Genomic DNA, 13,643 nt, shown 5'->3' on the forward strand with positions numbered 1-13,643 from the left:
AAAGGATGTGCTTTCCCTTGAAAAATATAAGTATTTATATGGCTATCTTCTTTCTTATTTTTAGCGGCGTCATGTTCTGGGAATCTTTATCGATGAGTTTTTACAGCGAGTATGGTCCAGGACCCGGGCTGCTGCCGATGTGGGTCAGCGGAATTATTTTCGTTTTGTCCTCCATATATTTGGTGACGGCTTTTAAGAAGGACATTATTCTTTTTGCCCATATATTGCCTAAGGGAGAAGGATTTATCAACGTGCTTGTATGCATGGGGTCGCTGATTCTTTTTATGATCCTGGTTCCGTTTGCGGGATTTTTAATCAGCAGCACCGTTACCTTGTTCATCCTTTTCTTACGCGGTTACAAATGGTATTGGAGCCTCGGATTTTCCGCTTCCGTCGCCTTTATCATATTTTGGGTGTTTGGCGTCATGCTGCAAGTACCGTTGCCGGTAAATGATCTTGGTTGGTAGGAGGATTAATTCATCATGGAATCACTAGTGTATTTGCTGAACGGGTTCGAAACGGCGTTAACCTGGACTAATCTGCTTTATTGCCTTATCGGGGTCACCTTCGGGATGTTCATCGGAGTATTGCCCGGGCTCGGTCCGACGGCCGGAACAGCGCTCCTTCTACCGCTTACTTTTGCTTTGGAACCGGTTTCCGCTATCATTATGCTCGCAGGAATTTATTACGGTTCCATGTACGGCGGGACGATTACCTCAGTGCTTATCAATACGCCAGGCGAAGCCGCTTCCTTAATCACTTGCCTGGACGGATATCCGCTGGCCAAGCAGGGACGGGCGGGCGCGGCGCTGGGCATCGCCGGAATAGGGTCGTTTATCGGGGGCATTATTTCGATTGTCGGTCTGGTCCTAATCGGGCCTTTCCTCGCAAAACAAGCGCTTAAGTTTGGGCCTCCGGAATTTTTTGCACTCGTCATACTTGGACTTTCGCTGCTGCTCGGGCTAATGGGAAAATCGCTATTGAAAGGGTTGATTGGAGCGCTTTTCGGATTATCGCTGGCATTTATCGGTCTGGATCAAAGCTCGGGCATCGTCCGGTTCGGCTTCGGGCAGACGGAGCTGATGAAAGGCATTGATTTTATATCGATTGCGATGGGGATGTTCGGACTTTCCGAGCTGTTTATTAGTGCGGAAGCCAGCTTGCGCGGCAAGGCGCCGGAGCCGCCGAAGGTGAAAGGGCTGCTTCTAAAAAGGAAGAATGGGGTCCTTCCATGAAAGCGATCGGCAGGGGGAGCATACTCGGATTTATCATCGGTTTAATTCCGGGGACCAACTCGGTTATTCCGACCATTTTAAGCTATTCGATGGAAAAAAAGCTGTCGAAAAATCCGTCCCGCTTCGGAAATGGAGCCTTGGAAGGCGTCGCAGGTCCGGAGACGGCAAACAATTCGTATTGCGGCGGCGCTTTAATCCCGCTGCTCACCTTGGGCATCCCGAGCTCTCCGACGATAGCCGTCTTGTTGGGCGCTTTTATTATGCATGGTCTTACGCCAGGGCCTACGTTGTTCCAGAAAAACCCCGATCTGGTTTGGGGCATTATAGCGAGCATGTTTATCGGCAATGCGATTTTGTTAATTATGAACCTGCCGATGGCCAACTTGTGGGCGCGGATTACGATGGTTCCGTTTAAACTGCTGTTTCCGATCATTATCATGATTACGATCGTTGGTACGTACAGCTTGAACAATAGTATGTTCGATGTAGGAGCTATGCTGGTGTTTGGCATTTTAGGGTATTTGTTTAAGAAGGCGGAAATCCCGTTGGCGCCGATTATTTTGACTTTCGTGCTGGGAAGCCTGCTGGAAAAAACCTTATTGCAATCGCTCACCATTTTCCAGGGCAGTTTTTTAGGGTTCTTTACGCGGCCAATTTCCGGAACGATTTTATCGATAGCTGTCATTTCGATGGTATTCAGCATTATTTCCTCGGTAAGAAACAAACGTATCATTAATGAAGATGTAGAGATGTAGCAACTTCCAAATTAGATCCGTTATATACGCGTTCTTTGAAAGGCACTGAGTCTATCGGCGACTTGGTCGTTCTTTCAGAGAACGCGCTTTATTTAGCCGCAATTATAAAGTCAAAATGGGAGGGAAAAATCGCATGACGGAACCATCCGGTATTAAAGTGAACTATGAGGAGCTTGAACAATATGTCAGAGCTCTTTTTCAAGGGGCGGGCGTGGAGGAAGAACAGGCGGCAACGATCGCAAGGCATCTCGTATTAGCCAATTTAAGAGGCATCGATTCCCACGGGGTAAGCCGGGTTGATATTTATACAAGAAGGTTGGACTACGGCCTGGAACGAAAAAAGACGACGGTACACGTCGACAAAGAAACCGCCTCCAGCACGCTAATCGACGGTGGCAACGGAATGGGCATCGTTCTGGCCTCGAAAGGAATCGAGATTGCAGTCGAGAAGGCGAAGGAGACGGGGCTGGCGGTAGTCGGGATCAAAAACTCCGGCCATTGCGGGATGCTGGCGGACTATACGCAATATGCGGCAAAGCATCTTTGTCTGGCTCTCGCTACAACGAATGCACCTTCCAATATGGCGCCTTGGGGCGGGAAACAAGGCTTTTTCGGCACCAATCCGTTCTCTTATGGAGTACCGGCGGGAGAAGAGCAGGACATCATTTTCGATATGGCTACAAGCGTCGTGGCGCGCGGGAAAATTACGCTCGCCCGGAAAAACAATCAGCAGATCCCGTTAGGTTGGGCAATTACCAAAGAAGGAAAACCGACGACCGACCCGGATGAAGCTTTGGATGGCTTGGTTCTTCCTGTCGGGGGGGCGAAAGGGTATGGCTTGGCGTTTCTGGTCGACGTTTTATCAGGCCTGCTCACCGGTGCGGCATTCGGACCGTACATAGGCAGCTTGTACAAAGATTTGGATCGGAATCAAAAGATCGGCCAGTTCTTTTTCGTCATGAGAGCGGACCTATTTGAGCATATGGAGGAGTTCCAACGGCGAATCGATCAAATGATCCGTGAAATCAGGCAAATCCCGCTGGCGGACGGTTTCGAAAAAATTTACATGCCGGGAGAGCTGGAGCATGAGAAGTCGGTGGAAAGAAAGCTTGGCGGCATTCCGTTAACCGGTTCCGTCCTGCAGGAGCTTGAAGCGGTGGGCAAGCGGTACGGCATTGATTGCCCTTTTTAAATCAACGTATGAATGAAGCATTCGTATTAAGCTGTAAAAGGAGAAGGACAAAGTGGAAAGCGGAATACTGATCGGACTTATAAAAATTATATTCATTAACATCGTTTTAAGTGGCGATAACGCAGTCGTCATTGCTTTGGCCTGCCGCAATTTAGCCAAAGAACAGCAACAAAAGGCGATTTTTTACGGAAGCTTCGGAGCTATCGTATTAAGAGTAGCCTTAACCTTCATCGCTGTATGGATGCTGCACATTCCGCTTGTCCAAGCGGCAGGCGGCTTGCTTCTCGTTTATATTGCGGTCAAGCTGTTAAAAAATGGGGAAGGCGAAGAAAAAATCAACTCCAGCCCCCGCATCGACGAGGCAATCAAAACGATTATTATTGCCGATTTGGTGATGAGCCTCGATAACGTGCTCGCCGTTGCCGGGGCCGCCGATGGCAACTATTTTTTAATCGGGTTCGGTTTGTTGATCAGCATCCCTTTGATTATTTGGGGAAGCCAGCTGTTAATGAGACTGATGAACCGTTTTCCAGTTATCGTTCTGCTCGGCGCCGGACTACTCGGCTTTACGGCAGGGGAGATGATCATAGGCGACCGGTTAGTCAGCCAGGTTGCAGAAGCTGTTTTTCCGCAAATCCGCTATATTTTGCCCGCCGGGTCGGTTCTACTCATTATCGTGCTGGGTATCGTGAACAAAAGACGCGAAGTCCGGACAGAGAAAGCGGGAAGCTCTATGTAGGACCGGTTAGAAAAAAAGAGAGGCAGGAGGAGACACAAGAGTAGAACAGTAAGAGGGCATAGATGTGGGGTGGAAAGTTTACGGGCCGTCTTTGAAGTCGTGTTCCCCCTGCCTAATCTAATCGAAGGAACACGACTTCAACAACGGCTGTAACCCTACATCCATCCCTCCCTCCCAACGCTCAAATGTATCCTACACCAAGGATCCGGCAAGGCGGTTTTCTATTGGCGATTGGAAAGCCGCTCGTATGTAGTATAATATAAAGTGAACTCGCTCAGCTTTGCTGAACATCAGGGAATCAGATGGGGACTCTACCCCACCTGATTTAAGGCCCCTTAGAGGTGGGGGTCTTAACCCGATAAAGTCGTAATCGGATCAACGAACCTAGGCGAAAGGAGAAAACGCGGCCTGTCGCATCCAACATTTCGGCTCGCTATGTCGCGTTACATGCTTATGCTGCTGCGCACATATACCCCCCTTCCTCCATTGTCCATGTTTGTGGACATGATCTGGTATTTGGACGGGTACAATCCGTCTCATTCGCGGGAGCGGTCTTTGCCCGACGGTACGGCGGACATGATCATTAATCTTGACGAAGCTCCCATTCGTCTGTTCGACCGGCATGATCGCGAGATCGTTTCCAGACAATCGATACTTTGCGGGCCGCATTCGGATTTTTTTGTTATCGATTCGTCCGGCAGGGCGAAAGTGATCGGCGTTCATTTCAAACCGGGAGGCTTGCGTCCGTTTGTGAAAGAGCCGCTTCGCGAGTTTTTGAACCGTCATATACCGCTGGATCTCATATGGGGCTCCAAAGCGGGCGAGCTTTATGAGGAACTGCTCGGCACCGACGTACCGGAAGCGATGTTTCGTATTTTGGAGAAATGGCTGCTGTCGTCCGTTCACGGATCTATGGAATACGATCAGGCCGTTCAGTATGCATTGGATCAGCTTCAGTGCAAGCCGGTCGCGGAAGTCATTGAACAGACCGGATTCAGTCATAGAAGATTCAATCAAATTTTCAAGGAAGAAATGGGCATGACACCGAAACGGCTGCAGCGTATTTACCGTTTTCAGGAAGCGTTGAATCTGATGAACGACGACGGGGCTTGGACATGGACCGACGTCGCCTTCGCTTGCGGATACTATGATCAGGCCCATTTTATTAAAGATTTTCAATCGTTCTCCGGCATCAATCCGGGCGATTATCGGGCGATACCGGGCAGGCATCACAATCATGTTTCATTACGGACATAGGTCAAAAATTTACAATACTCCGGCTCGTTCCCAGGTTACAATAAAAACGTTACCCAACAACTTAAGCAGGAGAGGTGAAAATAATGGCAGCGAGTCATCATAAGCCCGTCGGTTACCAAAGCGTCGTACCGTATTTTACGGTACAGGATGCGGCTCAAATGATCCGATTTCTTACACAGGTGTTTAATGCGGAAGAATTGAACCGCCATTCGAACGAGGACGGCTCGATTACACATGCCGAGCTCCGTCTGGGCGAGACGATCGTCGAAGTGTCGGATGGGAACGACAAGTATCCGCCGCGCAGCAATTCGCTGCATGTATTTGTCGAAGATACCGACGATTGCTATCGCAGGGCGTTGGACGCAGGGGCCGTATCGCTGTACGAACCGGCGGACATGCCATACGGGGAGCGCAGCGGCGGGATAGAAGATCCGTTCGGCAACCACTGGTATATCGCTACGTTTACAAAAGGAAAAGACCGCGGGTACTATTGATGGAACGCCGCCGGTCGGCCGATCGGCGCTTGCCGTACCGGAAAACAGGAAATGCCGGGACCGCATTTCCCCGGCGGCAATCCGAGCCCCGGCTACGGCTCGAATGAGCGCCATGCAATGCCAACGCGCGCCCCGGTTCGCACGCGTTGGATCATATGCTTTGTTGTATGCGGGTGCTCTTGCCAGCGGATGACGGTTTATGCTATGATTTGTTTGTTCGTTCAAACAATACATAGGCGCAGCGCTTCGGGAGGTAAACATGACTGAGCATGATAAGAGAGAGAAGATTATCGACGCCGCCTACAAGGTGCTGGCCGAGAGAGGTTACGATGAAGCGTCGACCAAGGAAATTGCTCGCACAGCAGGCGTTGCGCAAGGATTGATCGGCTACTATTTTTCCAACAAGGATTTGTTGTTCGCGGAAGTTTTCCGTCGGGAGTCGGAAAGATATTGCGAATCGCTGGGCTTCATCCGAAGCCACGGCGAGGAGCCGTTGACCGCCGACACAATCAAGTCCGCCTTGAGCGTTCCGAAATCGAGAGCCGAGAACAACCCGTCATGGATCAGGCTGCGCTATGAACTGTTCGCACTGGGCTTGAGAAATCGTTCCGTTTCCGGCAGCATCAAGGATACGCTGGCGCGTAAACGGGCTCATCTGACAGAGCTGATCGAATCGGTGAGCAAGCTTCCCGAGCAGCATTCGCGCAACTTGGCCCCGATTCTTCTCGCCGTCTTCGATGGACTCGGCATGCAGCGGCTGTGCGATGAAGATTTTGATTACAATGCAGCCTATGATACGCTGGCGGCGATGCTCGAGGCTTATATTAAGTCTGTTCAACAATAGATTAGAGAAGAACATATTTTTTTTCTAACATTTTGTTTGATCGATCAAACAATAAAAGGAGAAGCAAGCATGGACAACTCAAATGAACCACAAAGACGGCCGAAGTCGTCGACCGAAAAGCTGCAATCGCCGGATGGGCAGCCGAAGCCGCAAGGTAATGAGCCGCAATCGCCGGACGATCAGCTGCAGTCACCCGCCGATTGGTCTCAGTCGTCGGGTGGGAAGCAGAAGTCGCCGAACGAGAGGCGGCAATCGACTGGTGGGCAGCTGAAAATGCCGAACAGGCAGACGGCGCTGGGGAAAATCGGGCGCTTCATCGTAAGGGCCCGTTGGCTGATTATTATATTGGGCGTTATTTCCTTCGCGGCTTGTGCCGTTATCGGCGCCGGCACGGTTGGGAAGCTGTCGCTCAGCAGATGGGAAGTGCCGGGCTCCGAATCGTATCAGGCCGGAAGGACGCTCGAGCATATGTTCAACGCTGGCAGTCCGAATCTTACCCTGCTGGTGACGGCCAAAGACGGCACCATCGATAGTCCGGTTGTTCGCAAGGCGGGCCTAGAGCTAACCGGGCAATTGGCCGACGAGGAAGCGGTGAAAGAAGCGTCCTCTTATTGGTCGCGCGGCGGCACCCGAACGCTCCGCAGTGAGGATGGAAGACAGGCGCTAATCCTTGCGCATTTGAAGGGAAGCGTAACGGAAGCAAGAACGGCTCTTGCCGAATTATCCCCGCGGTATGCCAGAGAGAATGAATTCGTCAAGGTGGAGGTCGGAGGTCAGGATGAAATATTCAGACAGGCCGCAGAGCTAGCTCGTCAAGATTTCATACGCGCGGAGATCATCATTTTGCTTGGCGTATTTGTACTTCTGCTGCTTGTTTACCGGCGTTTTCGCGCAACCGCTTTAACGATTGGCGCAGGGTTGTTTGCAATGGCCGGCACGTTGGCCGGACTTGCCGCCATCGTCGCCTTCACGGAAGTATCGACATTTGCGCTTAATTTGACGCTTGTTATGGGACTGGGGCTGGGCATTGATTACTCGCTCTTCATGATCGTCCGGTTCAGGGAGGAGCTCGCTTCGGGCAAGAACGTCCATGATTCCACTGTACGAACGGTCGAAACGGCAGGTCGGACCATTATGTTCAGCGGAGTCACCGTTGCGGCGTCATGTGCGGTGTTGTTCGTCTTTCCGTTTCCATTCCTGCAGTCGTTTGCCTATACCGGCGTGCTGGTCGTCTTGAGCGGCATGATCGGATCGCTGCTTATTTTGCCGGCGTGGATCGCAGTGCTTGGCAGCCGTCTCGCGCGGCGGACTAAGGATGGAGCGGCGCCGGTTTCAAGAGATGGTTCCGGTCACTTCGACACCCGCACAGGAGGATGGTGGTACAGAAGCGCCAAGACGATCATGCGCCGTCCGGTTCTGTATGGCGGGGCTGCAATCATTGTCTTGGCTCTGCTCGGCTCTCCGGTCATGAATCTGCAATTCGGGCTGCCCGACCATCGTGTGCTGCCCGCGCATGCCTCGAGCCGGCTTGTGGAGGATCAAAAGCTCGCCGGCTTCAAAGCTGAGGAGACGGATGCGATCCAAATCGTCGCACCGGCGGTTTCTCATCCGTCCCTCGCAACGGATGAGATTGCGGGCTATGCGGCGAAGCTGTCGCGGGTTCAGGGCGTCATCCAGGTCGATTCCATCGCCGGCTCCTTCTCCGAAGGCCGGATCGTTACGCCGCCGGACGAGACACATGCCCGCTTTGCCGGCGCTGAAGGCGGCACCTTTCTGACGGTCGTTCCTTACGGGGCGAGTATTAATGCCGATGCCCCGAAGATCGTCAGAGAAATCAGGACGATTCAAGCGCCTTTTGACGTAATGGTCGGCGGCTACCCGGCGGATTTAACCGATTTTCGCGACAAGCTGCTGGAAAGGATACCGCTCGCGCTCGTACTCGTGCTTGCGATTACGTTTATCATTTTATTTCTCATGACCGGCAGTATCGTACTCCCGTTAAAAGCGATCCTGCTCAATGTGCTTAGTCTTACCATCATGTTCGGCGCGCTGGTCTGGGTGTTCCAGGACGGACATCTGTCCGGTCTGCTTCGCTTTACTCCAGCCGGATCGATAGAGCCGAGTATCCCGATTCTGATGTTCTGCATCGCATACGGATTGTCGATGGATTACGAGGTGTTCATCTTGTCGCGGATCAAGGAGGAATACGACCGATCCGGCAATTTGGAGGAATCCGTTGCAAGAGGAATTCAGCAAAGCGGCTCGCTTGTTACGCTTGCCGCCGCGATTCTTGCCTTCACGTTCGCCGCATACGCAACCGGAGAAGTTGTATTCCTCAAAATGCTCGGTATCGGAATGACGCTTGCCGTACTGGTGGACGCCACGTTGATCAGATCCGTTCTCGTACCCGCCTTCATGAAGCTTGCCGGCAGAGCGAACTGGTGGGCCCCGCCTGCAATGCGGCGCATTTATGAACGGTACGGCATTTCGGAAGGGGAGACGATGCCGGCCGTACACAGCATGGACGGAACGAAGCAGGCCGAACGAACATTTTCGTGAAGCAGGCACGTACTTCCTGCGACCGGGAGCACAGCATGGACGGCGGAGAGCCGGGGCCGATCCCGCCGCACAAAAGGAGCGCCTTGGCTTTCGTGCCGAGGCGCTTCCTTATGTTGCATTCGATGGCAGCTGCTTGCGAGCAAGAAGCCAGCTCTTAAATATCGGCTGCCTCGGCTGCTCTTTCCAAATGGGAAGGCTTCTTCATTTGAAGAGCGGTATCAGGCAAGCGGTGCGACACCTTTATCGACCCAGGTATCATAGGTAGGACCGTACACTTCCGGAATCCGCAAGCCGGCTTGTCTCATCAGTACGGTCATTTGACCGCGGTGATGGGATTGATGCATAAGAATAAAACGTAAAGTAGCGCCGTTTTTCCATTCTTCGCCCATAACGTTCTGACTTATTAGAAGCTGTTCGTCGCTCCATTGGGCTTTAACCGCATTCAGGAATGAGCGGCCGATTTTACGGTAATTTTGTGCAATTACGGCGGCTGATTCGGGAACGGGCGCGTCTTCCGCCAGTCCGTCAAAAACAAGCCCGCAATAGGTCATATATTGAACGGACATGACAAGATGCCATGCAATTTGTCCAAGTGTCCGGCGTTCATTCGCAACTGGCTGTTGCAACGATGCGTCCGTCAATGCGTTCAGGACCTCTTCCGTCAATTGAAACTCCCGATCCCACTCCTCGGCAAAGTCATTGATTGTCGTATACATATTATTTCCTCCATTCGGATGTTTTGTAAGTTCATAAGCAGTATATACGACAATAGCTGACAGTTACGGTCAGTGATTCGAAATCTTTTGCCGCAAAACGAGCCAGACTTCAGGACTGCCCTTCAGGTCAATAATCCCATCCTAAAAATAGCAATCGGTAAGAAAGGGCGATGTAATCGATATGCTATAATGATTGCAATAAGACAAACGAAGGAACAACGCAGGAGGGGACCATGAGCAAGCAAGTTCTATTTGTGCATAGTGCGGGGGCGCAAGGCCGCCATCAGGGAAGCGGCGAGCTGGTGGCCAGTCTGCAAAATGCGTTAGGCGAGTCATACCGGGTTTCCTATCCGATCATGCCCAATCCGGAAAGGCCGTCGTATAAGCCGTGGAAATTAAAGCTTGCCGAGGAGCTGGCAGAGGTGCAGAACGAAGTCATTCTTGTCGGACATTCTTTAGGGGGTTCGGTTCTGCTGAAATATTTTTCCGAGGAAAACTGTACGAATGCCGTTGCCGGGCTATTTCTGGTCGCAACGCCGTATTGGGGTAAAGACCCAAATTGGCAAGTGGACGATTTTTTGCTGCGGGAGCAATTCGCAACCAAGCTGACCGCGATCCCGCGAATGTTTATTTACCATAGCCGCGACGATGAAGTGGTGCCGATCGAGCACGCTTTGCGTTATGCCGAATCCATTCCGCAGGCGGCGGTTCATGTGCTTGACCGCTGCGGTCATGCATTCAAAGCCGGCCTGCCTCAGCTTGTTGAAGATATCAAAAGCCTCTAAGTTTCTTGTTTTATTGGAACAGCCTTTTTCAAAATAAAGGAAACATCAGCTGGCTTTTGTGATAATATATACTTGTCCGATTGGATAAGGTTAATTTTTAAACAAAAAGGTGGAAACAATATGACCAACACGATATCAAAAGGCCGGCTTTGGACGGCGCGAATCATGAGCGGAATTGCAATACTGTTTATGCTGTTTGACAGTATTTCCAAATTGTTCTTGCCTGCTCCCGTCGTAGAAGGGACCGTCTTTCTCGGATTCACCGCACAACATATCGTACCAATCGGCATACTAGGACTTATCCCGACGATCTTGTATATCATCCCCCGCACTTCCGTACTGGGCGCAGTGCTGTTGACCGGCTATTATGGCGGAGCGATCGCTGTGCAGATTCGCATAGATGCGCCGCTTTTTTCGAATATATTATTTCCGGTCTATATAGCGGTGCTGGTTTGGGGAGGACTTTGGTTGAGGGATGAGCGAGTGCGCAATATGCTCAGATAATTGGGGCTGCTGTAAAATGAACGGGACGCGACCGTTAAGCCGGTCACGTCTTTTTTCATTGGATCCGGGAGCCCGTTTGAATGTTGCGAAAACAATAGCAAACGGTCGTATTGAAGCGGATTCGCGGAAAAAAAAGGAAGTGCAGCCAGAAACCGGAGCAATGAATCAAACTGGATTAGCACTCAATAGAATTCTTCCGCGACTATGACTGTCCTCGCTTCGCATGTGTGCCTCCTTTACCTCGCTCAGCGGATATACCCTGTCAATTTCCGCTTTGATTGTGCCATCCGCGAGCAGTTGCGCTACCGCTTTATTGTCATCATACGTAGGAAACGCGGTGCTAAGTTTGGCTGTAGCTTCGAATTCGCGTCAGATGCTTTGATAAATTTCCTCGATATCCTGCATATTCGGCTTGTACACCGTAATCCGCATTTTTCATCCAAAACGACCAAACCTTCTTTTTCCAAAGCCCGGATGGATTCTCTTGCCGGACTGCGACTGACCTCAAACTGTCTGGCGATTTTCGCTTCACAGACTGTTTCCCCGCGCGCCCATGTCCCCTTAATGATCATCTGCTTAATCGAATCATACACTTGCTCGTAGTGAACTCGTTCAGCATTGCTGAACATCGGGGAATCACATGGGGACTCTACCCCGCCTGATTCAAGGTCCGCCATAGAGGTGGGGGTCTTAACCCGATAAAGTCGTAATCGGATAAACAGAACAGACGATGCTGATGAGGCTAATCTTTGTATGATATTGACAATGATGGCGCAACGACTTATTATGTATCGTATAGATATATCGAATCGACATAAATTCGGAGGTTGGGCATGTACGAATTATTTGTGCTGGGCGAGTTGATGACGGGAGAGAAGCACGGTTACATTCTTCAGGAAATACTTAAGCGGACAGGGGGGCCGGGTCGGCAGATCAGCTCGGGAACCTTGTACCCGCTGCTGTCCCGGTTGGTGGAAAGCGGGCTTATCCATCTTCGGCTTGAAGAGGAATCGGAGGGGGGGAGACCGCGGAAAATTTATGAGATAACGGAGGTCGGACGCGACCGTTTTCAACAGCTGATGGAACAGCCGCTGGAGAGCACTACGGATACGGACCGACTTGTTCATTTTAAAATGGTTTATTTTCAATATGTTGCCAAAAATGTCCGGCTTGCCTGTCTGGAGCAATATTTGAACCATCTCCAAACCGCCTGGACGTATGTTGACAAGTTCGAATCGCAATTGAAACGGCTGAAGCCGAGTCCCGACATGCAGCGTATCCAGCTGCTTCGGGTGTTCGAGCATAGAAAGCATGTCGGAGCGGCCGATATGGAATGGGTAAGCAAAGAAATCGAACGAATCATGAAGGAGGAATGAGCATGGATCGGCTTTGGACGAAACCGTTTATTCAGATGACGGTTGTGGCATTATTCCTGTTTACGGCATTGTATTTGCTACTCCCGACGCTGCCGCTGTTCATAAAACAGCTGGGAGGCAGCGAAGCTCAGGTCGGACTGGCGGCAGGGGTGTTTACGTTGACGGCTGTCGTTTTTCGTCCCGTTGTCGGTATGCTGCTGGATCGTTACGGAAGAAGGCCGTTCATTATATGGGGTTTGGCGTTGTTCGTATTGTCAATGTATTTGTATGACTGGGCCGCAGGCATTGCCGCCCTGATGGCGCTTCGTGTTGTTCACGGGGTGAGCTGGGCTTTATCCACAACAGCCGTTGGAACGTCGGTCACGGATGTTATTCCGCCGTCTCGCCGCGGAGAAGGGATGGGGTGGTTCGGCATGGCGATGACCGTGGCTATGGCCATCGGTCCGATGCTCGGCATTTGGGTGCTGCACAACTATTCCTTCCATAGCCTGTTTTATACCGCTGCCGCATTTTCCATCGCTGCGCTGCTGCTAGCGCTTTTGACCGACATTCCATTCCAGCCCAAAGCTTCGACAAGACGGATAACCTTATTTGAAAAATCGGTTTTGCCTGTTACGGCGAGCTATTTTTTCCTGGCCATCGTTTATGGCGGAATTACGACATTCGTACCGCTTTTCGCGGACTCGGTCGGGGTTAATCCCGGCACGTTCTTCCTGGTGTACGCCTTGTCGCTCACGCTGATCAGACCTGTTGCCGGCAAACTGTCAGATCGGCTCGGCGCCGTATTGGTGATTGTCCCGGCACTCTTGGTTACGGCTTCCGCGCTGCTGGTATTAAGCGCCTCCGCCGGGTTTGCCGGCGTTATTATTGCCGCCGTTCTGTACGGCATTGGCTTCGGCTCGGTGCAGCCGGCCCTCCAGGCGGCAAACTTGCGTCTGGCTCATCCGGACAGGAGAGGGGCTGCGACCGCTTCCTTCATGACCGCATTTGACCTCGGAATCGGACTTGGTTCGATCGTGCTGGGCTGGGTTTCGCAATATACGGGATACCCGGCTTTATTTACGGTCAGTGCCGTGTGCGTATGTATTTCGCTGCTGATTTTTATCGTATTCGTCAGACGGCTGTTACAGAAGCATCAGGAGCAGCACCATGTCGCGTCGTAATATCGGAGCGAGAGGGGCGCGGGA

15 protein-coding genes and 1 pseudogene are annotated in these 13,643 nt (G+C 51.5%); 13 read left to right on the plus strand and 3 right to left on the minus strand.

The features are described 5' to 3' along the window. Positions 1-17 precede the first annotated feature (17 nt). From E1757_RS22830 to E1757_RS22865, 9 genes are all read left to right on the plus strand, one after another. On the plus strand, positions 18-467 hold the full coding sequence (locus tag E1757_RS22830) for a tripartite tricarboxylate transporter TctB family protein (protein ID WP_165972244.1): 450 nt from the start codon (positions 18-20) through the stop codon (positions 465-467). Between the two features lie 15 nt (positions 468-482). Then, positions 483-1,235, plus strand: a complete 753-nt coding sequence (locus E1757_RS36935) for a tripartite tricarboxylate transporter permease (RefSeq protein WP_281282527.1) — start codon at positions 483-485, stop codon at positions 1,233-1,235. Then, positions 1,232-1,990 (plus strand): tripartite tricarboxylate transporter permease, encoded by a 759-nt coding sequence (locus tag E1757_RS36940; protein WP_281282528.1) that lies wholly within the window; start codon positions 1,232-1,234, stop codon positions 1,988-1,990. The genes E1757_RS36935 and E1757_RS36940 overlap by 4 nt, the downstream gene beginning before the upstream one ends. 133 nt (positions 1,991-2,123) lie before the next feature. After that, complete coding sequence (locus E1757_RS22840) at positions 2,124-3,182, plus strand: Ldh family oxidoreductase (RefSeq protein ID WP_165972245.1); 1,059 nt, start codon at positions 2,124-2,126, stop codon at positions 3,180-3,182. A 52-nt stretch (positions 3,183-3,234) separates the two neighbouring features. Next, entirely contained in the window at positions 3,235-3,921 is a 687-nt protein-coding gene (locus E1757_RS22845; protein ID WP_133232447.1) for a TerC family protein, read from the plus strand. Between the two features lie 435 nt (positions 3,922-4,356). Next, the gene (locus E1757_RS22850; protein ID WP_133232449.1) at positions 4,357-5,178 is read left to right on the plus strand and encodes a helix-turn-helix domain-containing protein; all 822 of its coding nucleotides are present in this window, start codon (positions 4,357-4,359) and stop codon (positions 5,176-5,178) included. An 83-nt stretch (positions 5,179-5,261) separates the two neighbouring features. Further along, on the plus strand, positions 5,262-5,672 hold the full coding sequence (locus E1757_RS22855) for a VOC family protein (protein WP_133232451.1): 411 nt from the start codon (positions 5,262-5,264) through the stop codon (positions 5,670-5,672). A gap of 259 nt (positions 5,673-5,931) precedes the next feature. Further along, on the plus strand, positions 5,932-6,516 hold the full coding sequence (locus tag E1757_RS22860) for a TetR/AcrR family transcriptional regulator (protein WP_133232453.1): 585 nt from the start codon (positions 5,932-5,934) through the stop codon (positions 6,514-6,516). A 69-nt stretch (positions 6,517-6,585) separates the two neighbouring features. Next, on the plus strand, positions 6,586-9,075 hold the full coding sequence (locus E1757_RS22865; protein WP_246079414.1) for an MMPL family transporter: 2,490 nt from the start codon (positions 6,586-6,588) through the stop codon (positions 9,073-9,075). Between the two features lie 218 nt (positions 9,076-9,293). Here E1757_RS22865 and E1757_RS22870 read toward each other — a convergent pair whose 3' ends face one another. Then, positions 9,294-9,791, minus strand: coding sequence for a DinB family protein (locus E1757_RS22870; RefSeq protein WP_133232455.1), 498 nt, complete (start codon positions 9,789-9,791; stop codon positions 9,294-9,296). A 233-nt stretch (positions 9,792-10,024) separates the two neighbouring features. Here E1757_RS22870 and E1757_RS22875 point away from each other — a divergent pair, with 233 nt between their 5' ends. Continuing rightward, positions 10,025-10,576, plus strand: coding sequence for an RBBP9/YdeN family alpha/beta hydrolase (locus tag E1757_RS22875; RefSeq protein ID WP_133232457.1), 552 nt, complete (start codon positions 10,025-10,027; stop codon positions 10,574-10,576). A gap of 120 nt (positions 10,577-10,696) precedes the next feature. Then, the gene (locus tag E1757_RS22880; protein WP_133232459.1) at positions 10,697-11,080 is read left to right on the plus strand and encodes a DoxX family protein; all 384 of its coding nucleotides are present in this window, start codon (positions 10,697-10,699) and stop codon (positions 11,078-11,080) included. A gap of 165 nt (positions 11,081-11,245) precedes the next feature. Here the strand turns inward: E1757_RS22880 and E1757_RS37280 are convergent. Then, positions 11,246-11,401: pseudogene (locus E1757_RS37280) on the minus strand (zinc-binding dehydrogenase); the annotation flags it as partial. Beyond that, positions 11,383-11,757: a winged helix-turn-helix domain-containing protein gene (locus E1757_RS37285; protein WP_133232461.1), complete on the minus strand. Its 375-nt coding sequence runs from the start codon at positions 11,755-11,757 to the stop codon at positions 11,383-11,385. The pseudogene E1757_RS37280 and the gene E1757_RS37285, both read right to left, overlap by 19 nt. A gap of 156 nt (positions 11,758-11,913) precedes the next feature. On the opposite strand from E1757_RS37285, the gene E1757_RS22895 reads away from it, so the two are divergent. Further along, positions 11,914-12,456 carry a PadR family transcriptional regulator gene (locus E1757_RS22895; protein WP_133232463.1) on the plus strand — a complete coding sequence of 181 codons (543 nt, stop codon included), beginning with the start codon at positions 11,914-11,916 and terminating at the stop codon, positions 12,454-12,456. A 2-nt stretch (positions 12,457-12,458) separates the two neighbouring features. Next, complete coding sequence (locus E1757_RS22900) at positions 12,459-13,619, plus strand: MFS transporter (RefSeq protein ID WP_133232465.1); 1,161 nt, start codon at positions 12,459-12,461, stop codon at positions 13,617-13,619. The last annotated feature ends 24 nt before the right edge of the window (positions 13,620-13,643 follow it).

It is taken from the genome of Paenibacillus piri (assembly GCF_004354045.1).
Lineage (GTDB): Bacteria > Bacillota > Bacilli > Paenibacillales > NBRC-103111 > Paenibacillus_S > Paenibacillus_S piri.

Excerpts from the sequence above, each read along its gene's own strand:
- E1757_RS22840 (WP_165972245.1), top strand. The coding sequence starts at position 2,124 with ATGACGGAACCATCCGGTATTAAAGTGAACTATGAGGAGCTTGAACAA.
- E1757_RS36935 (WP_281282527.1), top strand. The coding sequence starts at position 483 with ATGGAATCACTAGTGTATTTGCTGAACGGGTTCGAAACGGCGTTAACC.
- E1757_RS22895 (WP_133232463.1), top strand. The coding sequence starts at position 11,914 with ATGTACGAATTATTTGTGCTGGGCGAGTTGATGACGGGAGAGAAGCAC.
- E1757_RS22855 (WP_133232451.1), top strand. The coding sequence starts at position 5,262 with ATGGCAGCGAGTCATCATAAGCCCGTCGGTTACCAAAGCGTCGTACCG.
- E1757_RS22860 (WP_133232453.1), top strand. The coding sequence starts at position 5,932 with ATGACTGAGCATGATAAGAGAGAGAAGATTATCGACGCCGCCTACAAG.
- E1757_RS22865 (WP_246079414.1), top strand. The coding sequence starts at position 6,586 with ATGGACAACTCAAATGAACCACAAAGACGGCCGAAGTCGTCGACCGAA.
- E1757_RS22850 (WP_133232449.1), top strand. The coding sequence starts at position 4,357 with ATGTCGCGTTACATGCTTATGCTGCTGCGCACATATACCCCCCTTCCT.
- E1757_RS36940 (WP_281282528.1), top strand. The coding sequence starts at position 1,232 with ATGAAAGCGATCGGCAGGGGGAGCATACTCGGATTTATCATCGGTTTA.
- E1757_RS22870 (WP_133232455.1), bottom strand. The coding sequence starts at position 9,791 with ATGTATACGACAATCAATGACTTTGCCGAGGAGTGGGATCGGGAGTTT.
- E1757_RS37285 (WP_133232461.1), bottom strand. The coding sequence starts at position 11,757 with ATGGCGGACCTTGAATCAGGCGGGGTAGAGTCCCCATGTGATTCCCCG.
- E1757_RS22900 (WP_133232465.1), top strand. The coding sequence starts at position 12,459 with ATGGATCGGCTTTGGACGAAACCGTTTATTCAGATGACGGTTGTGGCA.
- E1757_RS22880 (WP_133232459.1), top strand. The coding sequence starts at position 10,697 with ATGACCAACACGATATCAAAAGGCCGGCTTTGGACGGCGCGAATCATG.
- E1757_RS22875 (WP_133232457.1), top strand. The coding sequence starts at position 10,025 with ATGAGCAAGCAAGTTCTATTTGTGCATAGTGCGGGGGCGCAAGGCCGC.